Source organism: Shimia sp. MMG029, from assembly GCF_027947445.1.
Lineage (GTDB): Bacteria > Pseudomonadota > Alphaproteobacteria > Rhodobacterales > Rhodobacteraceae > Shimia.
On the sequence record NZ_JAQJIM010000006.1, the window covers coordinates 55,699 to 79,228 of the forward strand.

General features: G+C 57.1%; 19 protein-coding genes. 3 read left to right on the forward strand and 16 right to left on the reverse strand.

All coding sequences use genetic code 11. The features are described 5' to 3' along the window. Nucleotides 1-89 precede the first annotated feature (89 nt). The 6 genes from rpoC to rplJ form a co-directional block, all read right to left on the reverse strand. Nucleotides 90-4,337 carry a DNA-directed RNA polymerase subunit beta' gene (gene rpoC / locus PJL69_RS14510; protein ID WP_271310296.1) on the reverse strand — a complete coding sequence of 1,416 codons (4,248 nt, stop codon included), beginning with the start codon at nucleotides 4,335-4,337 and terminating at the stop codon, nucleotides 90-92. 53 nt (nucleotides 4,338-4,390) lie between these two features. Next, nucleotides 4,391-8,527, reverse strand: a complete 4,137-nt coding sequence (gene rpoB, locus PJL69_RS14515; protein WP_271310297.1) for a DNA-directed RNA polymerase subunit beta — start codon at nucleotides 8,525-8,527, stop codon at nucleotides 4,391-4,393. 482 nt (nucleotides 8,528-9,009) lie between these two features. Continuing rightward, a complete protein-coding gene (locus PJL69_RS14520; protein WP_271310298.1) occupies nucleotides 9,010-9,825 on the reverse strand; it encodes a cyclase family protein in 816 nt (271 codons plus the stop codon). A 189-nt stretch (nucleotides 9,826-10,014) separates the two neighbouring features. Beyond that, nucleotides 10,015-11,331 (reverse strand): enoyl ACP reductase FabMG family protein, encoded by a 1,317-nt coding sequence (locus PJL69_RS14525; protein ID WP_271310299.1) that lies wholly within the window; start codon nucleotides 11,329-11,331, stop codon nucleotides 10,015-10,017. Between the two features lie 249 nt (nucleotides 11,332-11,580). Then, nucleotides 11,581-11,961, reverse strand: coding sequence for a 50S ribosomal protein L7/L12 (gene rplL, locus PJL69_RS14530; RefSeq protein WP_209065891.1), 381 nt, complete (start codon nucleotides 11,959-11,961; stop codon nucleotides 11,581-11,583). A 71-nt stretch (nucleotides 11,962-12,032) separates the two neighbouring features. Beyond that, on the reverse strand, nucleotides 12,033-12,551 hold the full coding sequence (gene rplJ, locus PJL69_RS14535; RefSeq protein ID WP_058239829.1) for a 50S ribosomal protein L10: 519 nt from the start codon (nucleotides 12,549-12,551) through the stop codon (nucleotides 12,033-12,035). A 388-nt stretch (nucleotides 12,552-12,939) separates the two neighbouring features. On the opposite strand from rplJ, the gene PJL69_RS14540 reads away from it, so the two are divergent. Then, a complete protein-coding gene (locus tag PJL69_RS14540) occupies nucleotides 12,940-13,809 on the forward strand; it encodes an aldose 1-epimerase family protein (RefSeq protein ID WP_271310300.1) in 870 nt (289 codons plus the stop codon). Between the two features lie 35 nt (nucleotides 13,810-13,844). Here PJL69_RS14540 and PJL69_RS14545 read toward each other — a convergent pair whose 3' ends face one another. Continuing rightward, complete coding sequence (locus tag PJL69_RS14545; protein WP_271310301.1) at nucleotides 13,845-14,078, reverse strand: hypothetical protein; 234 nt, start codon at nucleotides 14,076-14,078, stop codon at nucleotides 13,845-13,847. Between the two features lie 164 nt (nucleotides 14,079-14,242). On the opposite strand from PJL69_RS14545, the gene PJL69_RS14550 reads away from it, so the two are divergent. Beyond that, on the forward strand, nucleotides 14,243-14,881 hold the full coding sequence (locus tag PJL69_RS14550) for a hypothetical protein (protein ID WP_271310302.1): 639 nt from the start codon (nucleotides 14,243-14,245) through the stop codon (nucleotides 14,879-14,881). Nucleotides 14,882-14,885: 4 nt separating this feature from the next. On the opposite strand, the gene PJL69_RS14555 is transcribed toward PJL69_RS14550, so the two are convergent. The 6 genes from PJL69_RS14555 to PJL69_RS14585 form a co-directional block, all read right to left on the reverse strand. Further along, nucleotides 14,886-16,097 (reverse strand): tetratricopeptide repeat protein, encoded by a 1,212-nt coding sequence (locus tag PJL69_RS14555; RefSeq protein WP_271310303.1) that lies wholly within the window; start codon nucleotides 16,095-16,097, stop codon nucleotides 14,886-14,888. 70 nt (nucleotides 16,098-16,167) lie between these two features. After that, the gene (locus tag PJL69_RS14560) at nucleotides 16,168-17,391 is read right to left on the reverse strand and encodes a glycosyltransferase (RefSeq protein WP_271310304.1); all 1,224 of its coding nucleotides are present in this window, start codon (nucleotides 17,389-17,391) and stop codon (nucleotides 16,168-16,170) included. A gap of 76 nt (nucleotides 17,392-17,467) precedes the next feature. Further along, a complete protein-coding gene (locus PJL69_RS20290) occupies nucleotides 17,468-18,817 on the reverse strand; it encodes an adenylyltransferase/cytidyltransferase family protein (protein WP_333781884.1) in 1,350 nt (449 codons plus the stop codon). 202 nt (nucleotides 18,818-19,019) lie between these two features. Beyond that, a complete protein-coding gene (gene rplA, locus PJL69_RS14575; RefSeq protein ID WP_209099931.1) occupies nucleotides 19,020-19,718 on the reverse strand; it encodes a 50S ribosomal protein L1 in 699 nt (232 codons plus the stop codon). Beyond that, on the reverse strand, nucleotides 19,718-20,143 hold the full coding sequence (gene rplK / locus PJL69_RS14580; RefSeq protein WP_058239823.1) for a 50S ribosomal protein L11: 426 nt from the start codon (nucleotides 20,141-20,143) through the stop codon (nucleotides 19,718-19,720). The genes rplA and rplK overlap by 1 nt, the downstream gene beginning before the upstream one ends. A gap of 250 nt (nucleotides 20,144-20,393) precedes the next feature. Continuing rightward, nucleotides 20,394-21,026: a RipA family octameric membrane protein gene (locus PJL69_RS14585; protein WP_271310305.1), complete on the reverse strand. Its 633-nt coding sequence runs from the start codon at nucleotides 21,024-21,026 to the stop codon at nucleotides 20,394-20,396. Between the two features lie 164 nt (nucleotides 21,027-21,190). Between PJL69_RS14585 and rpiB the strand changes: the two genes are divergently transcribed. Then, nucleotides 21,191-21,631: a ribose 5-phosphate isomerase B gene (rpiB, locus tag PJL69_RS14590; protein ID WP_271310306.1), complete on the forward strand. Its 441-nt coding sequence runs from the start codon at nucleotides 21,191-21,193 to the stop codon at nucleotides 21,629-21,631. Nucleotides 21,632-21,712: 81 nt separating this feature from the next. On the opposite strand, the gene nusG is transcribed toward rpiB, so the two are convergent. The 3 genes from nusG to PJL69_RS14605 form a co-directional block, all read right to left on the reverse strand. Further along, nucleotides 21,713-22,246, reverse strand: coding sequence for a transcription termination/antitermination protein NusG (gene nusG, locus PJL69_RS14595; protein WP_271310307.1), 534 nt, complete (start codon nucleotides 22,244-22,246; stop codon nucleotides 21,713-21,715). A 215-nt stretch (nucleotides 22,247-22,461) separates the two neighbouring features. Next, nucleotides 22,462-22,659 carry a preprotein translocase subunit SecE gene (gene secE / locus PJL69_RS14600; protein ID WP_209065879.1) on the reverse strand — a complete coding sequence of 66 codons (198 nt, stop codon included), beginning with the start codon at nucleotides 22,657-22,659 and terminating at the stop codon, nucleotides 22,462-22,464. A gap of 97 nt (nucleotides 22,660-22,756) precedes the next feature. Continuing rightward, on the reverse strand, nucleotides 22,757-23,488 hold the full coding sequence (locus PJL69_RS14605) for a hypothetical protein (protein ID WP_271310308.1): 732 nt from the start codon (nucleotides 23,486-23,488) through the stop codon (nucleotides 22,757-22,759). Nucleotides 23,489-23,530 lie beyond the last annotated feature (42 nt).

A 23,530-nucleotide genomic window follows, 5' to 3' on the forward strand; every position in this document is an offset into this window, starting at 1 on the left:
CTCTTGCCAAAAATATCCTAGCCGAAGGCAAAAGGGCCCCCGACGCAATGCCGGGGGCCCTTTCAAAAAGTGGTTCAGCGTTCGACGGTTTAGTCGAAGTCGCGGCTTTCAGGTGTTTCCACCAGACCGCTGTCAAACACATCGTCTGCAGTCACATCGTCGGTTGGCGCGGCCAGACGTGCGGCGGCCTCAGCCTCCTCACGACGGGCTTCGATCACCACGTTGTCACGCTCAGACGCAACGCGGCGCACCTGCTGCGTGGCCCCACCGGTACCGGCCGGGATCAGACGGCCCACGATGACGTTCTCTTTCAGGCCGACCAGCTTGTCTTTCTTACCTTGGACAGACGCCTCGGTGAGAACACGGGTGGTCTCCTGGAACGATGCCGCGGAGATGAAGGAGCGAGTCTGCAGCGACGCTTTGGTGATACCGAGCAGGATCGGCTCACCCTGAGCAGGACGACGGCCTTCGGCCAGTGCCTTCTCGTTGGCAGCGTCAAACTCGATCTTCTCAACGTGCTCGCCTTTGAGCAGGGTGGTTTCACCAGAGTCCTGGATCTCCCACTTCTGCAGCATCTGGCGTACGATCACCTCGATGTGCTTGTCGTTGATCTTCACACCCTGCAGTCGATACACGTCCTGCACTTCGTCGATCATATAGTCCGCCAGCGCTTCAACACCCATGATGGAGAGGATGTCATGCGGTGCCGGGTTACCGTCCATGATGTAGTCACCCTTCTGCACGAAGTCGCCTTCCTGCACTGGGATGTGTTTGCCCTTGGGCACCATGTATTCCACGGTTTCCTGGCTCTCATCAGACGGCTCAATCGCGATGCGGCGCTTGTTCTTGTAGTCGCGGCCAAAGCGCACGTAACCATCGATTTCCGCGATGATTGCGTGGTCTTTCGGACGACGCGCTTCAAAGAGTTCGGCCACACGTGGCAGACCACCTGTAATGTCCTTGGTCTTGGCGCCTTCACGCGGGATACGCGCGACAACGTCACCGGCGCGAACGTCTTCACCGTCTTCAACAGACAGGATGGCGTCCACGGACATTGGGTAGTGTACTGGGTTGCCGGCATCGTTGCGCACTGGCTCGCCGTCAGCATCCACAAGGATCACTTCCGGCTTGAGCTCATTGCCCTTCGGTGCAGCGCGCCAGTCAGACACGATCTTCTGGGTCATACCGGTTGCGTCATCGGTTTCGTCACGGACCGACAGGCCGGTGATGAGGTCAACGAACTTCGCCTTACCATCCTTCTCCGCGAGGATCGGGAGGGTGTATGGGTCCCATTCAAACAGCTTGTCGCCGCGGCCAATGGTCTGACCATCAGTGACAAACAGCTTGGAGCCATAGCCCACTTTGTGGCTTGCGCGCTCGTCGCCGTCTTCACCTTGGATGATCAGCTTCATGTTACGGCCCATCACCAGAGCTTCGCCTTTGGCGTTCTCAAGGATGTTGGCGCCTTCGAAGACGATCTTACCTTCTTGGCTGGCCTCCAGGAACGACTGCTGGCCACCTTGCGCAACACCGCCGATGTGGAAGGTCCGCATCGTCAGCTGTGTACCAGGTTCACCAATCGACTGTGCCGCGATGATGCCCACGGCTTCGCCGCTGTTCACCAGCGTACCGCGTGCAAGGTCACGACCATAGCACATCGCGCAGACGCCTTCCTCAGCCTCACAGGTCAGTGGGCTACGGATACGGGCGTTCTGCACACCGGCTTCGTCGATCGCATCTGCCATACGCTCGTCGATCAGCTGACCATGCGCGACCAGCACCTCATCGGTGCCCGGCTTCATGATGTCCTCTGCCGCAACACGACCCAGGATACGCTCTGCCAGAGAGGCCACAACTTCACCGTCGTTCACAGCCGCTTCCGCGTTGATCGCCGTGTCGGTGCCACAGTCATGCATACGCACGATGCAGTCCTGCGCCACGTCCACCAGACGGCGGGTCAGGTAACCGGAGTTCGCAGTCTTCAAAGCCGTATCTGACAGGCCCTTACGGGCACCGTGGGTGGAGTTGAAGTACTCCAGAACGGTCAGACCTTCTTTAAAGTTCGAGATAATCGGGGTCTCGATGATGTCGCCATTCGGCTTCGCCATCAGGCCGCGCATCCCGCCCAGCTGCTTCATCTGTGTGACCGAGCCACGCGCACCGGAGTGGGCCATCATGTAAACCGAGTTTGGCTCCGCTTCGGCGCCGCTCTCGTCGGTCTTACCGGCGGAGATGGTGTCCATCATCGCGTCGGTGACCTTGTCGTTACACTTCGACCATGCGTCCACAACTTTGTTGTACTTTTCGCCCTGGGTGATCAGGCCGTCCATGTACTGCTGTTCAAAGTCTTTCACCTGATCGCGGGTCTCGTCCACGATGCCCCATTTGTTGTCTGGGATCACCATGTCGTCTTTACCAAACGAGATGCCAGCCTTGAACGCTTCGCGGAAGCCCATGGTCATGATCTGGTCACAGAAGATCACGGACTCTTTCTGACCACAGTAGCGATAGACGGTGTCAATCACGTTCTGCACGTCTTTCTTCCGCAGGAGCTTGTTCACCAGCTCAAACGGCGCCTTGTTGTTCTGCGGCAGCAGCGCGCCAAGACGAACACGACCCGGGGTGGTTTCAAAACGCTGCACCACTTCCAGACCGTTCTCGTCGATCTGTGGGATACGCGCATGGATCTTGGCGTGCAGATGCACTTCACCTGCGTCCAGAGCGTATTGCACTTCCTCAATAGAGGAGAACACCATGCCCTCACCCTTCATGCCTTCACGCATGATGGTGGTGTAGTAGAGACCCAAGATCATATCCTGCGAAGGCACGATGATCGGCGCACCGTTTGCAGGCGACAGAACGTTGTTCGTGGACATCATCAGAACACGCGCTTCGAGCTGGGCTTCCAGCGAAAGCGGCACGTGCACAGCCATCTGGTCGCCGTCAAAGTCCGCGTTAAACGCAGAACAGACAAGCGGGTGCAGCTGGATCGCTTTACCTTCGATCAGGGTGGGTTCAAACGCCTGAATGCCCAAACGGTGCAGCGTTGGCGCACGGTTCAGCATCACTGGGTGTTCGCGGATCACCTCGTCAAGGATGTCCCAAACTTCGGGACGCTCTTTTTCCACCAGCTTCTTGGCCTGCTTCACAGTGGAGGACAGACCTTTGGCTTCCAGACGGGAGTAGATGAACGGCTTAAACAGCTCCAGCGCCATCTTCTTGGGAAGACCACACTGATGCAGCTTGAGTTCCGGACCGGTCACAATCACCGAACGGCCAGAGAAGTCGACGCGCTTACCCAAAAGGTTCTGACGGAAACGACCCTGCTTACCTTTCAGCATGTCAGACAGCGATTTCAGCGGACGCTTGTTGGCACCGGTGATCACGCGGCCACGGCGGCCGTTGTCAAACAGCGCATCCACAGATTCCTGCAGCATCCGCTTTTCGTTACGCACGATGATATCAGGTGCGCGTAGTTCGATCAGACGCTTCAGACGGTTGTTCCGGTTGATCACACGACGATAGAGATCGTTGAGGTCGGACGTCGCAAAGCGGCCACCGTCCAGCGGCACCAGTGGGCGCAGCTCTGGTGGGATCACTGGGATCACAGTCAGGATCATCCATTCCGGACGGTTGCCGGACTCGATGAAGCTTTCGACCACTTTCAGACGCTTGATGATCTTCTTGGGCTTCAGCTCACCGGTCGCTTCGGCCAGATCAGCGCGCAGCTGGTCTGCTTCGGCTTCCAGATCGATCTGGGCCAGCATCTCACGGATCGCTTCCGCACCGATGTTGGCGGTGAAGGCGTCCATGCCGTACTGGTCTTGGGCGTCCATGTACTCTTCTTCGGTCATCATCTGGCCGTAGGTCAGATCGGTCAGACCGGGCTCGATCACAACGTAGTTTTCAAAGTACAGAACACGTTCCAGATCACGCAGTGTCATGTCCAGCATCAGGCCGATGCGGGATGGCAGCGATTTCAGGAACCAGATGTGTGCCACTGGCGCAGCCAGTTCGATGTGGCCCATGCGCTCACGGCGCACTTTCTGCAGCGTGACTTCCACACCACATTTTTCGCAGACAACGCCGCGATATTTCATGCGCTTATATTTGCCGCAGAGACATTCATAGTCTTTGATCGGGCCAAAGATACGCGCACAGAACAGACCGTCACGCTCTGGTTTGAACGTCCGGTAGTTGATGGTTTCCGGCTTTTTGATCTCACCGTAGGACCACGACAGGATCCGCTCAGGAGATGCGAGAGACACTTTGATCTCGTCAAACGCCTTCTGAGGGGTCAGCGGGTTAAACGGGTTGTTCGTCAGTTCCTGGTTCATTTTGATACCTCAAATTTGGTTGGGAGAGTTGGGGGTGGTGAGGGCTTTCGCCCTCACTCCTCAATCTCCGAGTCCAGGAGTTCCATATTCAGGCCGAGGCCACGGACTTCTTTGACCAGAACGTTGAACGATTCTGGGACGCCCGCTTCAAAGTTGTCCTCGCCCTTGACGATGCTTTCATAGACCTTGGTCCGGCCTGCCACGTCATCCGACTTAACGGTGAGCATTTCCTGCAGGGTGTAGGCGGCGCCGTAAGCTTCCAGAGCCCAGACCTCCATCTCCCCGAAGCGCTGACCACCAAACTGTGCCTTACCACCCAGCGGCTGCTGTGTGACGAGGGAGTATGGGCCAGTGGAACGCGCGTGGATTTTGTCATCCACCAGGTGGTGCAGTTTCAAGAGGTACTTGATGCCCACAGTCACCGGACGTGCAAACTGTTCACCGGTACGACCGTCAAACAGGATGGACTGACCGCTTTCAGAGAAGCCAGCACGCACCAGCGCATCGTTCACGTCACCTTCTTTGGCGCCGTCAAAGACCGGGGTAGCGATTGGAACACCACGGGTCACATTGCCCGCCGCTTCCAGAAGCTGACCTTCGTCCATGCCAGCGATGCCTTCTTCGTAGACATCTTCGCCATACGCCAGACGCATCATTTCGCGCACAGGTGTCAGATCGCCGGAGCGACGGTATTCCTGCACCGCGTCGTCAATTTTCAGACCAAGGCCACGTGCAGCCCAACCCATGTGGGTTTCAAGGATCTGACCAACGTTCATACGCGAAGGCACACCCAGTGGGTTCAGACAGAAGTCAACCGGCGTACCGTCCTGCAGGAATGGCATGTCTTCCATAGGCACAACCTTGGAAATAACGCCTTTGTTCCCGTGACGACCGGCCATCTTATCGCCCGGCTGAAGCTTACGCTTCACCGCGATGAAGACTTTGACCATCTTCATCACACCTGGTGGCAGATCGTCGCCACGACGGACTTTCTCGACCTTGTCCTCAAAGCGGTGCTCAAGCGCACGCTTCTGGATCTCGTACTGCTCGTTGAGAGCCTCAACAACCTGTGCGTCGGCTTCATCTTCCAACGCCAGCTGCCACCATTGGCCACGGCTCAGGCTGGCCAGCAGTTCCTCTGTGATCTCCGAGTTAGATTTCACACCGCGAGGACCTTTCACAGCCACTTTGCCGAGGATCATGCCTTTCAGACGGGCATAGATGTTGCGATCCAGAATGCCGAGTTCGTCGTCACGGTCACGCGCCAGACGCTCGATCTCTTCACGCTCGATCTGCAGCGCACGCTCGTCTTTTTCCACACCATGGCGGTTGAAGACACGCACTTCCACAACAGTACCGAAGTCACCCGGCTTCACGCGCAGCGAGGTGTCACGCACGTCGGAGGCTTTCTCACCGAAGATGGCGCGCAGAAGCTTTTCTTCTGGGGTCATCGGGCTTTCGCCCTTCGGTGTGATCTTACCAACGAGAATGTCGCCCGGCTCAACATCCGCACCGATGTAAACGATACCCGCCTCATCGAGGTTGCGCAGCGCTTCTTCACCGACGTTTGGAATGTCGCGGGTGATCTCTTCTGGGCCAAGCTTCGTGTCACGTGCGGCGACTTCGAATTCTTCGATGTGAACCGAAGTAAACACGTCGTCACGCGCGATGCGCTCGGAGATCAGAATGGAGTCTTCGTAGTTGTAGCCGTTCCAAGGCATAAACGCGACGACCACGTTTTTACCAAGCGCCAGTTCACCGATATCGGTGGACGGACCATCGGCAATCACCTCACCTTTGGACACCGTGTCACCCACTTTCACCAGCGGACGCTGGTTGATGCAGGTGTTTTGGTTGGAACGCTGGAACTTACGCAGACGGTAGATGTCCACGCCCGCGTCGCCCAGCTCCAGATCGGAGGTGGCGCGGATCACGATACGCTGTGCATCCACCTGGTCGATGATGCCCGCACGCTTGGCCTGAATGGCCGCGCCGGAGTCGATCGCCACTTTGCCTTCGATGCCGGTGCCCACCAGAGGCGCCTCAGCGCGCAGCAGTGGAACCGCCTGACGTTGCATGTTCGAGCCCATCAGAGCGCGGTTGGCGTCGTCGTTTTCAAGGAACGGAATGAGCGAGGCCGCCACAGACACCAGCTGTTTCGGGCTCACGTCGATCAGGTCGACGTTTTCCGAAGCGGCCAGCGTATACTCGCCCGCCTGACGGGTGTTGACGAATTCGTTCACGAATTTGCCGTTGTCATCGAGCGCCGCGTTCGCCTGAGCAACGGTGTGACGCTGCTCTTCGGTTGCGGACATGTAGTTGACCTCATCGGAGACCACGCCGTTCTCAACCTTGCGGTACGGTGTTTCGATGAAACCGTATTTGTTCACGCGGGCAAAAGTCGCCAGCGAGTTGATCAGACCAATGTTTGGACCTTCCGGTGTCTCAATCGGGCACATACGACCGTAGTGGGTCGCGTGCACGTCGCGCACCTCAAAGCCTGCACGCTCACGGGTCAGACCGCCTGGGCCCAACGCGGAGAGACGACGCTTGTGCGTCACTTCAGACAGCGGGTTGGTTTGGTCCATGAACTGCGACAGCTGCGAGGAGCCGAAGAATTCACGCACAGCCGCGGCCGCTGGTTTTGCGTTGATCAGGTCTTGCGGCATCACCGTGTCGATCTCAACAGAGCTCATACGCTCTTTGATCGCACGTTCCATGCGCAGCAGGCCAACGCGGTACTGGTTTTCCATCAGCTCGCCAACGGAGCGCACACGACGGTTGCCGAGGTGGTCGATGTCATCGACGTCGCCGCGACCGTCCCGCAGATCCACCAGCGCCTTGATGCAGGAGATGATGTCTTCTTTGCGCAGGGTGCGCTGCGAGTCTTCGGCATCCAGCGCCAAACGCATGTTCATCTTCACACGGCCAACCGCGGAAAGGTCATAACGCTCGCTGTCAAAGAACAGGGTGTCAAACAGCGCGCTTGCCGCTTCAACGGTGGGTGGCTCACCCGGACGCATCACGCGGTAGATGTCCATAAGCGCGGTGTCGCGGCTCATGTTCTTGTCAGCCGCCATGGTGTTGCGCATGTAGGGGCCAACATTGACGTTGTCGATGTCCAGCACAGGAATGTCGGTGAAGCCCGCGTCGATCAGCTCTTTCAGAGAACCGCCGATCAGGTCGCCGTCTTTGTCGTATTCCAGTGTCAGCTCGTCACCGGCTTCCACATAGATCGCACCGGTTTCTTCGTTGATGATGTCTTCTGCAACGAATTTGCCAACGATGTGCTCAAACGGCACCAGCAGCTCGGTGATCTTGCCTTCGTCGATGATCTTCTTAACAGCGCGCGGGGTCACTTTCTTGCCCGCTTCAGCAATGATCTCGCCGGTTGCTGCGTCCACCAGATCCATCACAGGACGGGTGCCGCGCACACGCTCAGGGAAGAACTTGGTGACCCAACCTTTGTTCTTCTCCAGCTTGAAGTTCACCGTGTCATAATAGGCGTCCATGATGCCTTCCTGGTCCAGACCCAGCGCATACAGCAGGGTGGTCACAGGCAGCTTACGGCGGCGGTCGATACGGGCGTAGACGATGTCTTTGGCGTCAAACTCAAAGTCCAGCCAGCTGCCGCGGTAGGGAATGATGCGGCAGGCAAACAGCAGTTTGCCGGAGGAGTGGGTTTTGCCTTTGTCGTGGTCAAAGAACACACCAGGGGAGCGGTGCATCTGAGACACGATCACGCGCTCGGTGCCGTTCACCACAAAGGTGCCGTTCTGTGTCATCAGGGGCATGTCGCCCATGAACACGTCTTGTTCTTTGATGTCTTTCACAGACTTCGCGCCGGTGTCTTCGTCCACATCAAACACGATGAGACGCAGGGTCACCTTCAGCGGCGCGCTGTAGGTCATGTCACGCTGCTGACATTCTTCTACATCGTACTTGGGCTTTTCCAGCTCATAGTTCACGAATTCCAGAATGCTGGTTTCGTTGAAATCTTTGATCGGGAAAACCGACTGAAATACGCCCATGATGCCTTCGCCAGCGGTTGGCTGCGGTGCATCACCGGATTTCAGGAAAAGATCATAAGAGGATTTTTGAACCTCGATCAGGTTCGGCATCTCCAGCACTTCGCGGATCTTGCCGTAATATTTGCGCAAACGTTTCTGGCCAAGAAAGCTTTGAGCCATGACTATCGTCACCTTTCATTTCTCACCGAGCGCAAATGCCGTCGGGTCCCCGGCACCACGCCCATACGAGACGGTCAAAGTCTGGACAATTCCCGGCCCCCGTCCCAAAGGGAGCCTCCCGTTCCAAACCCTGCCTTGGAAAACTTCTCGTGTGCGCTGTTCTCGCACCCCAAGAGGCTTACCAAGCCGGGGTCTTCAATCTATTTTAAGGTCCGTATCGTAAGTTTCGTCAGTCGTCTTCTGATCTTGGGGTTTGCCGCCCCCGTTGCCCCTGCCTTGGCTGTTTCGCCGTTTGTTCGCGCCACTCGGGACAGATCATGTCCGCAAAGGGCAAAAGCGGCCCCGAATCGCTCGAAACCGCAAGAGACTACCGAATATTGAATCGCGCATGCCTTGGCAACCCCTGAGGGCTTGACATTTGCCAAATCACCCATGCGCGCTGACACCCACCTCGTTAAGGAGCCTTTTTAAGGGCCGCAGCTCTACACCATCGCAATGATCCGCGCAGGCCCACCTGTGCCTCCTGCAAACTTTGGCGCACCGATAAACACTGTGGCCCCGGACGCTGGCAGCTTGTCAAGATTTGCGACATTCTCGATGCCAAAACGGTTCGAGGGGAGCCAGGCATAATGCGTCGCAAAATCCGCAGAATTTCCCGGATCAAGCGACAGCGTGTCCACCGCAATACTTGCCGCGCCTGTTTCTTCCATCAACATTTGCGCTGCCTCAACATGAAACCCCGGATAGTGCTGCGCCTGCCCGTCAAACCCACGGAACCGCTCCGTCGCCACATGCGCTCCCCAGCCAGAATGCATGGCCACACAGGCCCCATCTGGAATTTCGCCATTGTCGGCAATCCAGGCCTTCAGATCATCCGGCGTCACCGTTGTGTCCGCATCCTCAGCAGCCCGCGCGGCAATATCCACAACACATATCGGCGCAATCAGATTTTCCACCGGGATCTCGTCAACCGAATGGCCATCCGCAGAAAAATGCAGCGGCGCATCAATATGCGTGCCTGTGTGCTCTGCTATGGTCAGATTCAACAGGTTGAAGCCATCCTTGGCAAACTCAAACACCGCCTCCGTGCCAAATCCGGGCGCACCGCCATACGTCGGGAACTCCGGTGACAGGCTGTAGGTCAGATCCGTGATGCCCCCGTGATTATGCGCCCGCACCGGGGTTGCGCTGGTGGCCCCAACAGCGGCAACCGCCCCTGCTGCCGCGCCCGCGCGGAAGAACTCCCGCCGCGACAGCATTTTGTCTTTGACCGCGTTGATCACACATATATCGCACATTCCGCCGCTCCTTTTTGTGGCTGTACTCTCCGTCTTTCTCGCTTCTCTTTTGGAATTTCCCAGCAGCGTCAGCGAAGTGGCTGCAAAAAACAAGGGACTGACACAATCGTGTTTGCGAGACGGCACCGCCCAAACGCAAAACAGGCGCCCCAAGGGACGCCTGCCAAAAGCTTGTGATAATGCGCTGAATTACCCGTTCGCAGCGATCAAATGCTGCGCAACCAGATCGTGATCCAGCCACAGAACCGGACCATCCGCCTTGCTTGAAGCCGCAAACATCAGCGCGCCGGTTGCGTTCACCACATAGGTGCTCAGCACATCGCTCACCAGTTCTTTGCGGTTCTTGTGCAGCGCCACAATGTCACCAGAGGTGCCAACGGTCATTTCCACCTGCTCCGGGCTGTTCTGCATCGGCCAGGCTTCGAAGTTGTAGAACGACTGCATCACAGGATTCTGCTGGTAGGCGCCAACCGTTGCCAGCACCTCCTCAAGTTTCACCTCGTCTTTCAGCAATGCCTGACAGTCATCCCAGACGCCCTGCGCCCAATCCCCACCGCCCTCGTTGCGGAACGCCTCCAGCAGCGGCAGCAGTGACAGCTCGATGCCGGCAAACACGTCAGAGGAGTTGGTGCGGATTTCCGGGCAGTTGAACACGGTCGCTTTCACGCCCTGCTCCCAAGCCTGCTGCGCAAAGCCTTCCAGCTTCATCTTGGCATAGCCTTGCGTGTAGCTGGTGTAGGTTTGCCACTGATAGGCGCCATCAATCAGAACACGGGTGCCGTGATAGCCATAGGCGGTGTAACGCACCTGCCCGCCACCTGCTTCGATCTTGCCGCGCAGCGCGGCACTTTGTGCCAACAGGTGGCCAAAGCTGTTGGCAGTCACTTCGTCAAAGTTCTGCAGGATCAGTTTACCCAGATCGCTGTCCATCAGCGCTTGAGACGGCATGTGGCGTGCGCCACGGCCTTTGTAGATGCGGTTGGCAATCGCCAAGAAAGCCTTCGCACGTGGAATGCCGCCAGCCATTGTGTGGGCAAAGAACACATTCTTGCCTGCAGGGATGAAGCTTTCAAGCTCTGCCATCACGCGGCCAAGCGCGTCGGTGAAACGCGCGATGCCGATCTCGCGGCAGGTGTCCACGGCAGCCCAGTCAAGCTTGTAGTCCTGCCAGTTGTCCAGCGTCATGTCTGACAGCATGTCGGTTGGGGTGGCCCCACCTTCAGGGGCGTCCATGTCAAACCCCGCCATCAAGGGGATGTTGATGATCTTACCGCCAAGGTTCTCTTCCGCCTGCGCCAGCTCTTCTGCGGTCAAGGCACGCAGCGCGCCATCGTCTTCACGGCGACCAACGGTGATGCCCACAACGCTCATGCCAGCCGCTTTTGCCGCATCAATCAGGCCGGTCGCGTAGCCACGACCAAAGAGTTCACCAAACAGGACGAAAACATCGCCCGCGCCAAAAACAGTATTTTCCGGAAGGGCTGTCAGGGGAATGGAGTGTTTCATAGTTTTCTTCTTATCTATGGCCCCCAGGCGTGAATATGAGGGGAATGCCAAAGGGCCAGGTTATCTGCTTGGGCGCAGGCAAAAGCCGCGCTCTCTGTCTTGTGATTGCCCATTGCGCGCCTATTGGCAACCGCTAGATGGTCAAAGCACGATGTTTAACGCTTTATGACTGCGACAGGCAACATGTCGCCCAAACGAAAACAGGCGCCCCGAGATGGGACGCCTGCAGCAAATCGGTAAAAAACCGAATTACTTAACTTCGACTTCAGCGCCAGCTGCTTCCAGCTTGCCTTTGATGTCTTCGGCTTCGTCCTTGGACACGCCTTCTTTAACTGCTTTGCCGCCAGCTTCGACCAGCTCTTTGGCTTCTTTCAGGCCCAGGCCTGTGATGCCGCGAACTTCTTTGATGACGTTGATTTTCGATGCGCCTGCGGATTTCAGGATCACGTCGAATTCAGTCTTTTCTTCTTCAGCTGCGCCACCGGCGTCGCCGCCAGCTGCTGCCATTACAACCGCGCCACCGGCGGCTGGTTCGATGCCATACTCGTCTTTGAGGATGGTTTTCAGTTCTTGTGCTTCCAGCAGGGTCAGACCCACGATGCTTTCTGCGAGTGCTTTCAGATCAGCCATTTTAGACTCTTTCCGTTATCAGATATGTGTTCCAACGTTGGGCATTCACCCGACGCGGCTCAAAAAGTTGCTTACGCAGCCTCTGCCTTTTCCTCGATGGTAGACAGGATGGATGCGATGTTCGAAGCAGGTGCGCCAATTGCACCGGCGATGCTGGAAGCAGGTGCGCCGAGCATGCCTGCGATCTGAGCGATAAGCTCGTCGCGGGAAGGCATTTTCGACACGGCTTCAACACCGGCACGGTCCAGAGCGTTCTCGCCCATTGCACCGCCAAGGATTTCGAACTTCTTGTTCGTCTTGGCGAAGTCCTCGGCCACTTTGGCAGCTGCCACAGGGTCCTCGGAATAGGTTAGAACGGTCATACCCGACAGAAGGTCACCCATGCTCTCGCATGGTTTGCCTTCCAGGGCGATCTTGGCGAGCCTGTTCTTGGCGACACGTACTGCACCACCCGCGTCACGCGCACGTGCGCGCAGGTCTTGCATGTCAGCAACCGTGAGACCCGCGTAGTGGGCAACCACTACAACGCCAGAGCTTTCAAAGATCTGGCCGAGTTCCTCGACCACCTTCTCTTTTTGTGCTCTATCCACAGTTTTACTCCAAATATGGGGCTTGCGCCCCGGCTCAGTTTTGCACACCGCAAAGCGGCATGCGTTTAGGTCCAAACAAAGGGTTGGGAACCAAGATCGCCGAAGCGCCCGGAAAGGGCCTTCTTAGAATTCTTGTCTCTTACCCCATCTCAGGAAGGAATTATTCAGGCATATGCCGGAACCCTCCGTCTTGGACAGGCCACCTCAAAGAATCGCATAAGCGCTGCCTTGGGGTGGGCAGTGGCCTCTTAACGCCGCTGTAATCACTTTGCAAGCCACCATTTGCGCCCCTAATCAAAGACATCCCCTGCCAATTGCGTCATTTCAATCTGGCGACGCGCGGCTAAAGTGGGCACACCAGCCCACCCTGTCCAACAAAGGCGCCGTTATGACCTCTGATTGCATTCTGTCCAACGACCACCTCAGTCTGTCCGTCGCCGCTGTGGGCGCAGAAATGCAATATCTGCGCACATCCCAAGGGGCGGACCTCCTGTGGCATGGCGACGCCACTTTCTGGACCGGACGTGCGCCAGTTCTGTTTCCCATCGTCGGGCGCGCGCCCGACGATCGTATCGAGATCGGCGCCCACCGCGCAGAGATGGCGCAACATGGGTTTGCCCGCCGACGCCGCTTTGCGCTTGAGGCACACACGCACACCGAGTGTCACCACGTGCTGCGCGCTGATGCCGAAACACGCGCCGTCTATCCGTTCGACTTCGCCCTGCACCTGACACATGCGCTGGACGGCAACACGCTTTCTGTCACAGCACGCGTAGAGAACCAATCTGAGGAGGCGATGCCATTTGGGTTTGGCTTTCATCCGGCATTTAACTGGCCCCTTCCCGGGCACTCTGAGGATCCCCATCATGTCACCCTTGCCTCCGCCACCAATCCCCAACAGCGCCCTCTGCGCGGTGATGGCTTGCTAGCGCCAGCGCTGACCCCTGGCCCCTTTCAGGATGGTGTGCTGCCAATCAACGAAGCGCTGTTCAAGGACGGCGCACTCGTCTTTCCAGATGCGGCGGAGCCGCTGCGCTACGGCACCGAAGATGGGACCGCGCTGGCTTTTGCCTTCCACAACCTGCCTGACATCGCGCTTTGGAAACCGGTCGGCGCGCCGTTCCTTTGCATAGAGCCTTGGCATGGCACAGCGGCGCTTGCCGGTGCCGGTGCTCAGATCGCAGATCGCCCCAACAGCCTGCTCTTGCCGCCCCGCGAGGTGGCAGAGTTCGGCTACAGCGTCACCGTATCCGATTGAGCTGTAAGCGAGGTTGCAAGCAGTGTTGACGCCGCTTAATGCAGGCTCAACAACACCTCAATGTCGCGTTTGTTCAGAGGTTTCATCAGCGCGTGCTCATCGGCGTTGAGCTTCGCCTCTCCCGCCACGTGCCGCAGGATCAGGGCGGCGACTTCGCTGGTCGGCTGATAGTAGAGATCCGGATACAGCCCACTCAGCTCAGACACCAGCCGCTGCAACAGCTTCTTCTGCTTCTCAGAGTCCAAATCTTTGCGCTTCTCTTGGAGCATATCACACCCTCCTGCGATCATGTGTCTGTGTTCTAAATGAGAATACGACGGCGGCGGATCAATAGATGATCACAGATATCGCAATCGCGCGGTTTTGAATGACCCAGCAACGCCGCGCCTGCGTACTCAGTGCTACAAACACACATCGATAAGATGAGAGCCCCATGGCAGTACGCAGCCTTCTGAACAGGATCACCTCAGCCCTCACCGCGCCCGCGGCAAAACCTGCCCCGCAAACGAACGCGCCTGTTACCGTCGCTGCGCTGAAGGATAGCCTGCGGGTGCTCGACAAAGATCCATATCTTTATGTGGTTGACTGGGATTTACAGATCATCTCGGTGTTTGATGACTTGAAGTACGACCGCGCCGATGTGGATGCGCTGGCTGGCCCCATGCGCAATCACGTGCTGCAAAAACTCAAACCTCTGGGGTTCACACAGACCTCAGGTCACGTGATCAGCCACACCACTGCGGACATGCAGATGATCATGCCGAAGTTTCGCGCCCTCGGGGAATCGCCGTTCAATGCCACCCATTTCACCAAACGCAGGCCCCAGGATTTCTACATCCTAACGCCCACCCAAAGCGCCTGCGTTCTGATCGACAGCTACCCGCCGGAGGAGGCTCAGGAACGCATCCTTGCGCTGATCAAACAGCAGCCGATCAACATCTACCGGATCCTTGACTACATGGCCCGTGATGACCATCGTGAAGCCTTCAAACCTGTGCTGGGCCACCTGAAGTTTGTGCAACGCGAGGCCGTCCGCTCAGAGCCGCTCTGCCGCAGGCGCGCGTTGCGTTGATGCTTCAATACCAGATTGCCAGCAAACCCTGCGCGTCTTCATCGCCCTGATCCGCCGCCTGACGCAGCCAGCTTTCCGCCTCATCGGTATTGCCCCAACGGTGCAACAGCCGGCCAAGCTCCCGCTGGCTCGGCGCATGGCCCTGATGCGCCCCGAGACCGAACCAGTTGCGCGCCTTTTCTTCATCCGCCTCGACGCCGCGTCCTTCCAGCATCATGCGCCCTGCACGATAGATCGCCCAATCCTCAGTGACACCTTTCAGCATCACATCAAGATACCAACTGAAGGCTGCGCTTTCATTCTGCGGCTGATCGCCCCGACCTGTTTCATAGATATAGGCAATCTTGTTGCCGCTGGCGTATTCCCCCAGCTCATGGGCAGAGCTGTAGGCATAGATCGCCTTCGAGCTGCTTTGCGGCACAATACCCCCATCCCGATAAAGGTCGCCAATGCGCTCATAGGCAACCCCATAGCCCAACGCGCCGGACGCCTCGTAAGCTTCTATCGCCAGCTCAGCATCGACTGAAACGCCTTTACCATCCCGATAGAGATCCCCGACATTTATATGCCCGAAAGGAGAGTCGTAATCGGCAGCGATGGTGTAATATAGCAGAGCGTCGTCATAGTCCTGCGGCACGCCGCTCCCGTCTTCATAGAGCACGCCCAGATTGTTGGCCCCCAGCCCGCTGCCCAGCATGGCCGCAGCCAGACTCACCTCCGCCGCAGCTATGTAATCTTCATCCTTTATCAGCGCCCGACCATAGGCCGCCATGGCCTCAGGATTCGGGTCCTCCAGCTCCAGAACCGGGGCACAGGCGGCAAGCGCCTCTTCGGTGTCGATGTCATCCCAGGCCGTGCCCGAATACCCTTCAACATGCAAAGGCGCCATAGCGGCCCGCATACAGGCGCTTTCGATTTCAAACACCTCCCAGTCAGAGAGCTGGCCGTCGTCATTTTCGGCCACCGCAGGTTCAGGATCCCTTTCGGGTGCCGACATAGGCGCTGCAGGCTGGACCTTGCCCAAGGTGGCCAGTTTTTCCCGCGCCAGTCCCGAATAAATCGCGCAGTCCCCAAAGATCGAAAGATAGTCTTCAAAAACCTGCGACGAGCCGCTGTCTTTCACATCCCCCCAGATGCTGCGCGCGTCAGAACACTCTGCAGCCGCCAACTCCGCGCTGGCCAGCCACAGGGCCGCCACGGTCAAAATATGTTTCAAAGTACGGCCCCCAAAGCCCCGTCCACCAGCGCTGCCCGCTGGTTGCTCTAATCGGTTGCAACTACAGCGTTTATGAATCCTTCTGTCCAGAAGAAAGCGCCTGCTTCAGGATATCGCTGCGATGGCGAAACACACTGTCCTGATCAAAGGACTGTCCGTCCCGCCGGGCGCCGTCTTGCAGGGCCAACAGCACCTGTGGCTGATGCGCCAGCGCCCTGACCGTCTCTGTCAGCGCCTGCACCTCGCCGCGCGCCACAAAACGCCCTCCGCCATGGGCCGCCACAAGCTCACGCGGATAGGCGCCGTCATAGCCCACAATCGGCGTGCCCGACATCAGCGCCTCGATCAGGCACCGCGGGCTTTCGGGCGTCTTGTGGCAAAACAGAAAAAGATGCGCCTCTCTTAGAGCGGTCATTACCACCTCTCGATCAGCAATGAATCCCGGCAATGCCACCAGATCTTGCAAACCTGCACGGGTGACAGCGCGCCGCATCTCCTCCAGCATCGGGCCATCGCCCAGCCAACGGGCAGAAAACGCCACTCCCGCGTCCCGAAGCTGTTGCAAAACGCTGAGCCACTCCAGCGGCCCTTTCATTGCATCAGCCCGCCCGGCATAAACGATCTGCAACGGCCCCTTCTGCACCGCCTGCTGCTTGGCGTGAAAGCAGGCGCCGTCAATCTGGAAACTGCGATCCAGCAAAATGTCATGCACCACATGCGGATTGCGGCTGAAGGGCGCGTAGGTGTCAAAGGTCTCGCGGCCATGAAACAGCCCCAGATCCGCGCGCCGGATCACCGCTTTTTCCAGCGCCCACATCGGCCCGGCTGTCAGCCGTTTGCGCAGCCGTGTCTTCAACGGTCCCTGCGCGGCGGTCAGGCGGGTCACGTCACTTTCCACCCGATCGGTCCACACAGCAAAGGGACGCTTTGCACGATGCGCGGTCAGACAAGCCACCGCGCCCCAGTCCCCCCAAAGACCGCCAATCGCAAATGACAGGATATCTGCCGCCTCAATCCGCGCCGCGATCTGTTGGCGTGTCGCCACGAAATGTTGCGCAAAGCGCGTGGGCGTATAGGCCGCTGGCAAAGGGTGGAGCGTTACCCGCTCTATGCTGTCAGGCACATAGGCGCACCAGCCTTCAGGCGGGCGCCCCTTGATCACCGGCATCATGGCCGCAACGGCTGCAAAATTATCCGCCCAGAGCCGCAATCCGACCCGCGCCTGATCTTCCAGAAACAACTGCCCATCAGCCTCATACAGCGGCACAGGGGCATAAATCAGAAATCTGAGCATAAGGTCCTAGAGGGTGTCACTTTCGGTGCGTGCCATCATGTCGAAACACCCCTGCAATAGCGACAAAAATATGGATCTATTCACCAATAGCAACGCGCCTTTGAACGTGATCCCTGATCTCCGTTGTAGAGATATCCTCGGTGCGCGGCAGATAAATCACATCACAAATGTCCTTGAGCTCGTCAAACTCACCAGCCCAATCATCCCCAATCGCAAAAGCATCGGCCTGACGATCTAATATGTCCTGACGTTTCTGCGCCCAATCATTTTCTGCAAATACCTCAGTCACATAGGAACAGGACTTGAGCACCTCCACGCGTTGCGCATAGGGCAACACCGATTTCTTGCCCTTGATCGCATTGAATTCATCTGTGGAGCAGCCAACAATCACGTTCTCTGCCAATTCTGACAATCGCTGCAACAGCCGCACATGTCCGATATGGAACAGATCAAAGGTCCCATAGGTAACCAGCGACGTGTATTTCTTTTTGCTGACAGGGCTTGGCGCCCCGTCAAGTCCACTCAGAAAGCTGCGGAACTTCTGCTTTGCATGTCCCCAGGGGAAGCTGAAATACGGATCAGGTTTGCGCCAGTTTGCGCCATAGTTGATCGCCAGCATCTTTTCTGCCGACGCAGGCACCGGCAGCCCCGTGACATCGCAGGCTTGCAATGGATAGACTTCGCTCTCGGCCAGCTCTCCAGTCGTATGCGGAAACACAAACACACGCCCGCCCTCAATCCAGCAAGGGAACAGATCCACCTGGTGCTGGCCATCGGTCTTCAGCTTCAAAATGTCCGCAGGCCCGGCGTCCATTTCGTCGCTCAAAAGCCCCTCGGCCTGAAGGCGGCGACACAAACCATTCCATTCCCGCGCAGCCTCTTCTGCGTTGCCCGCCTTAAGCCTGATCGCAAGATCAATGTCATCATCATGCCCAATCAGCCGCTTGTCGCGGATCACGCCAAGCAACGTCCCGGAATTCAGAAACACCTCACCATAATCGCGCTGTAACCAGCCGATGATCCGCCCCACCTCAGACCAGACGACGCTGTGATCCACATCCGCAAAAAACTTGGTGTCATAGTCATGACCAAAGATGAAATCACGCCCAACAGCCTCCTTAAGCAGGGCTTCAAAGGCGTTGAATTCCGCGATTTCATTCCGTTCAATGCGCAATTCCCGCAGCCGGCTCATCGTGCGTCGGGCGCGCGCTGCGCGGGCCTCCATGCCGATCCAAAGCAACAGCTTGGCTTCCTGGTAGGTGGGCGTTGCCCGCAGATTGGGCGTGGCAATCTCTTCCAGTCTTTTGAGGAGGCGACGCGGGCGAAAATCTGCGCTTTTGTCGGTTAATTGCGCTTTGGCCTGAGCATGAATCTTTTCAATACGCCGGCGTCGCTTCCAACGCGGCAAGTCCACTGCGTTTGCCATTCCCCGCCTCTTCAAAATCAATACGTGTTATAGGCGCGCAGCTTAGGTCCACGCGCGATTTAATGCAGCGACCGTAACCAAATGCGAGACCAAGTCAATTTTCTTTACAAAAAATATACATTTACGTCATGAAACACAAAAAAGAGAGCCCCTGCTGCAACAGGGGCTCTCAAAATTCAACAGTTCGAACAAACGTTCGAAATTACTCAGCGGAAGCTGCGTCCACAGAGATGGTCACGCCTGGGCCCATTGTGGAGGACAGCGCAACTTTTTTCACGTAGGCACCTTTTGCGCCAGCAGGCTTGGCTTTCAGAACCGCGCCCATGAAGGCTTTTACGTTCTCAACCAGCTTGCCTTCGTCAAAAGACACTTTGCCAACGCCTGCGTGTACAACACCGGCTTTTTCCACTTTGAACTGAACTTCGCCGCCCTTGGCGTTTTTGACAGCGTCAGCAACGTCCATGGTCACGGTGCCAACTTTTGGGTTTGGCATCAGGTTACGTGGGCCAAGCACTTTACCCAGACGGCCAACAACAGGCATCATGTCAGGGGTCGCGATGCAGCGATCAAAGTCGATGGTGCCGCCTTGAACGGTTTCCATCAGATCTTCTGCGCCAACGATGTCCGCGCCAGCTGCCTGAGCTTCTTCGGCTTTTGCGCCGCGTGCGAATACCGCAACGCGCACGTCTTTGCCGGTGCCGTTAGGCAGACCAACAACGCCGCGCACCATCTGGTCTGCGTGACGTGGGTCAACACCCAGCTGAACAGCGATTTCAACGGTCTCGTCGAATTTTGCAGAGGCTGCACCTTTGACCAGTGCAACAGCTTCTTCAACGGTCAGGTCGGATTTGCCTGCGAACGCTTCGCGCGCTGCGGCAGTACGTTTACCAAGCTTAGCCATTACTTCACCTCGATGCCCATGGAGCGCGCGGAACCAAGGATGATCTGCATTGCAGCATCGATGTCGTTTGCGTTCAGGTCTTTCATTTTCGCTTCGGCGATTTCTTTCACCTGAGCGGCAGTCACGGAACCTACGGTCTCACGACCTGGCAGGTTTGCACCGGATTTCAGCTTGGCAGCCTTCTTCAGGTAGTAAGACGCAGGTGGCGTCTTGATGTCCATGGTGAAGGACTTGTCCTGATAGTAGGTGATCACGGTTGGGCAAGGCGCACCTGGCTCCATGTCCTGTGTCTTGGCGTTGAAAGCCTTACAGAATTCCATGATGTTGATGCCGCGCTGACCCAGCGCCGGACCGACGGGTGGGGAAGGGTTGGCTTGACCTGCAGGAACCTGCAGCTTCATTGTACCAGCAAGCTTCTTAGCCATTTGGTTTTCCTTTCAACATAGGCAGAACGCGATCTGCCCGGTTTGTGTTGCGTGGTCCGATCTGTGCATCGCGATGCCCAAGACCTCCCACGAGAGAATCTCGCCCGAAGACGATAAAGGCGGCGTTTAGACCTGTTTTGGGGTGTTGGCAAGGGGTTCAAAAAAATAGGCGACACACACTCTGAGTATCTGCTTGCTGCCTAAGACTTCTAATCCAAGAGCTTCAATGAGACATCTTTTTGAAAGAACTTTAGCGAACGATCAACCAAACCCCGATTCCGCAAAACGATGCCCAGAGAAAAAGCGAAAACAAAGGAATCGACTCCACATTGAAAAACGTTCTCTTTGTTTCAAACCGACCGATCTGTGTCGTTTCGCTTTCGCTGCCTATTGGATAAGACTTCCCTAAGTACATAATATCATGGCGCAATTGAAAAGGGCCGATGAGAATTCGGCGGGGTAATTTGAGCTCGGGCTGCAACTCTAAAATATAGCTATCCAGTTCTTTCAACGTGTCTCGATGGATCTTTCTATAGGCGGCGCTGCGCTTATAAGAGCAGTACCAAACGTATGAGTAAAAGACCCCAACTGTGGACAAAATTATCGCCAGAGAAAGTAAGAGTTTAGAGTGTGCGGCAAGCGGACTTATTTCGTAGGCGACCCCCAAAAGAACACCGTAAGCTGCCACGAGAATTGTATTTGTAGTAGCAAATTGAGTAGTGCGCTGCTGCACAAAGTCATCTGAGTGCCGGAACAATTCAAGATGCTTCGCATATATGGTTTCTACATGTAAAAGTAGTCGCTGATTGTTTTCCATTATATAGAAATGGGCCATCAACATAGCATTTTCAATGCCGGTGGGACCATTGTCTAACTGGACCATCAACAACTTCAGGCCCAGCACACCAAGAAAACAAAGACGATCAACCTCTAGGGAATTATGTCCTGTGCGCCCCAGCCAAATTCAGCACAAATTTGACAAACCCCGCCTCACCTGCTTCAAGCGCGCCGCACTCTATCTCCTCCGCAACCTTCAGAGGCTCCCTCATGACATCCTACAAACGCATCGTGCTTTCCAGCGACCACGCCGCCATTGATCTGCGCCGCGCGGTGGCCGATCACATCTCCGCCCAAGGCTATGAGGTGCTCGACATCGGCCCGACCACCACCGAAAGCACCCACTACCCCAAACACGGCCAAGCCGCCGCCGAACGTATCGTCGCCGGCGAGGCCGATCTTGGCATCATCCTGTGTGGCACCGGCCAGGGCATCATGATGGCCGCCAACAAGGTCAAAGGCATCCGCTGCGGTGTCTGCTCTGACACGTTTTCCGCCGCGATGATCCGCGCGCACAACAACGCCAACATTCTGTCGCTTGGCGCCCGTGTGGTCGGCGAAGGCCTCGCGCTTGAAATCGTGGATGCTTTCCTCTCCACCGAGTTTGAAGGCGGCCGCCACGCAACCCGCGTGGACATGATCGAAGCCTGATCTTCACAGGCACACGCCAGACAAACAAAAAGCCCCGCATCGTCTGATGCGGGGCTTTTTTGTCTCTGCAAAGTGCGCAGCTTACATCTGCTTGGTCACCTGCGTGTATTCTAGCTCAACTGGAGTCTCACGGCCAAAGATCGACACGGTCACCTTCAGGCGCTGGTTCTCTTCGTCCACTTCCTCAACCATACCGTCGAAGTCCTCAAACGGCCCTTCGTTGACCTTGACCTTCTCACCCACCTCAAAGCTGATCATCAGCTTCGGTGCAGCTTCGCCTTCTTCAACGCGGCCCAAGATGCCCTGCACTTCAGCGTCGCGCATTGGCATAGGGCGACCTTGCGGACCCAAGAAGCCGGTGACGCGGTTGATGGAGTTGATCAGGTGATAGCCCTGATCGCTCATTTCCATGTGAACAAGCACGTAGCCCGGCATAAAGCGACGCTCGGTGCTCACTTTCTTGCCACGGCGCACTTCGATCACTTCTTCGGTCGGCACCAGCACTTCGTCAATCTGGTCCTCAAGCCCCTGCTCTTCGACCGACGTGCGAATTGTTTCGGCGACCTTCTTTTCGAAGTTCGAAAGCACGCTAACCGAATACCACCGTTTCGCCATCTGTTGTTCTTCCCGTCCTTGCCGGCATCTGGCCGGAGTGTCGTTTATGTTCGCAGTCTCAAATCGGACTGTCAGGAACAAAAAATCGGCGTGCAACTCGAATCGCCACACGCCATGCATCTTATAGACGCAGTCCCTACCGCCCTTGCCCGCTCAATTCAAGGGACAACCGACGGACGCAGGCCGCTGAAAGCCTGCGCAAAGGCCTGTGTGGATTAGCCGAAAAGCGCCAGAATGCCCTGAAGGCCAGAGCGGATCAGAATATCCACCAGCGAAAAGAAGGCCGCCGTCAACGCCGCCATGATAAAGACCATTACGGTGGTCAACAGCACCTCGCGACGGGTCGGCCAGACCACTTTGGAAACTTCCGCGCGGACTTGCTGAATAAAAGTGATCGGATTGGTTTTCGCCATGACGCTTCTTCTTTGCCTTGATCAAAGGCTGACATACTTGGGGCTTGCGGCAATTTCAAGGCCCAAGCGCAGGGAATAGAAAAGCAGCCTGAAATGCTCAGCGTCGGATCCGCGCCAGACGGGCCTCAAAGCTGGGATCGATCAGACCGTCCCAGGCATCCGCTTCGGTCACCGGGCGATATAGGATACCATGCCATCGCGCAGGCAAAATCCGCTGTAACAGCCGCCCAAGCGACGGATCCGCCCAAACAAAGCGCTTGAGCAGATACAGCACAATCCGGGCCATGCGATCCTGCCCAATCAAGGCACCGATCAGCAAAACCGCAGACACCATCATCAAAGCAAGCGCCGGAATAAACCAAGGCTCCCAAATCACGACACCACACAGAAAGCCAACCGCCAGCATTCTCGGCGACATGAGCACCCGCCGCAAGTTTCGCCCAGGCCAGCTCTCGACAACCTCGATCCGACGCCAGCTGCGCCTTGGCGGCAAAGGGCTCTCTTCTGCGGCACATGCGGCACTAGACTGGCCGCCCCCGGGCGCAACCTCCACCTGCCGCGCGCCGTGCCCTTCAGGGCCGTGAACCACAGGCTCAGGCGCTACGGCATACGGATTGCGCTGCGGCGGCACCAAAGGGTCAGTCCGGCCAGCGGATTTGGCCGGCAAGCTGAAAGAGAGGGGTTTGGGCTGCGGTACAGGATCTGACTCTGCCAGAAGCGCCCGAATGGTCAGCAAGGTTGTATCGGTGAATGGCTCTCCAGGGGCCACTATGGCCCGTCCGAACTCACCTGATTGCGCGGAACTTTTTCCCAAAACATCTTGGCTCATCGCTTACACCTACAACCACCACCCAACAGCTGCCCAAATCGG

Excerpts from the sequence above, each read along its gene's own strand:
- rpoC (WP_271310296.1), bottom strand. The coding sequence starts at position 4,337 with ATGAACCAGGAACTGACGAACAACCCGTTTAACCCGCTGACCCCTCAG.
- rpoB (WP_271310297.1), bottom strand. The coding sequence starts at position 8,527 with ATGGCTCAAAGCTTTCTTGGCCAGAAACGTTTGCGCAAATATTACGGC.
- PJL69_RS14520 (WP_271310298.1), bottom strand. The coding sequence starts at position 9,825 with ATGTGCGATATATGTGTGATCAACGCGGTCAAAGACAAAATGCTGTCG.
- PJL69_RS14525 (WP_271310299.1), bottom strand. The coding sequence starts at position 11,331 with ATGAAACACTCCATTCCCCTGACAGCCCTTCCGGAAAATACTGTTTTT.
- rplL (WP_209065891.1), bottom strand. The coding sequence starts at position 11,961 with ATGGCTGATCTGAAAGCACTCGCAGAAAGCATCGTGGGTCTGACCCTG.
- PJL69_RS14540 (WP_271310300.1), top strand. The coding sequence starts at position 12,940 with ATGACCTCTGATTGCATTCTGTCCAACGACCACCTCAGTCTGTCCGTC.
- PJL69_RS14545 (WP_271310301.1), bottom strand. The coding sequence starts at position 14,078 with ATGCTCCAAGAGAAGCGCAAAGATTTGGACTCTGAGAAGCAGAAGAAG.
- PJL69_RS14550 (WP_271310302.1), top strand. The coding sequence starts at position 14,243 with ATGGCAGTACGCAGCCTTCTGAACAGGATCACCTCAGCCCTCACCGCG.
- PJL69_RS14560 (WP_271310304.1), bottom strand. The coding sequence starts at position 17,391 with ATGCTCAGATTTCTGATTTATGCCCCTGTGCCGCTGTATGAGGCTGAT.
- PJL69_RS20290 (WP_333781884.1), bottom strand. The coding sequence starts at position 18,817 with ATGGCAAACGCAGTGGACTTGCCGCGTTGGAAGCGACGCCGGCGTATT.
- rplA (WP_209099931.1), bottom strand. The coding sequence starts at position 19,718 with ATGGCTAAGCTTGGTAAACGTACTGCCGCAGCGCGCGAAGCGTTCGCA.
- rplK (WP_058239823.1), bottom strand. The coding sequence starts at position 20,143 with ATGGCTAAGAAGCTTGCTGGTACAATGAAGCTGCAGGTTCCTGCAGGT.
- PJL69_RS14585 (WP_271310305.1), bottom strand. The coding sequence starts at position 21,026 with ATGGTCCAGTTAGACAATGGTCCCACCGGCATTGAAAATGCTATGTTG.
- rpiB (WP_271310306.1), top strand. The coding sequence starts at position 21,191 with ATGACATCCTACAAACGCATCGTGCTTTCCAGCGACCACGCCGCCATT.
- nusG (WP_271310307.1), bottom strand. The coding sequence starts at position 22,246 with ATGGCGAAACGGTGGTATTCGGTTAGCGTGCTTTCGAACTTCGAAAAG.
- secE (WP_209065879.1), bottom strand. The coding sequence starts at position 22,659 with ATGGCGAAAACCAATCCGATCACTTTTATTCAGCAAGTCCGCGCGGAA.
- PJL69_RS14605 (WP_271310308.1), bottom strand. The coding sequence starts at position 23,488 with ATGAGCCAAGATGTTTTGGGAAAAAGTTCCGCGCAATCAGGTGAGTTC.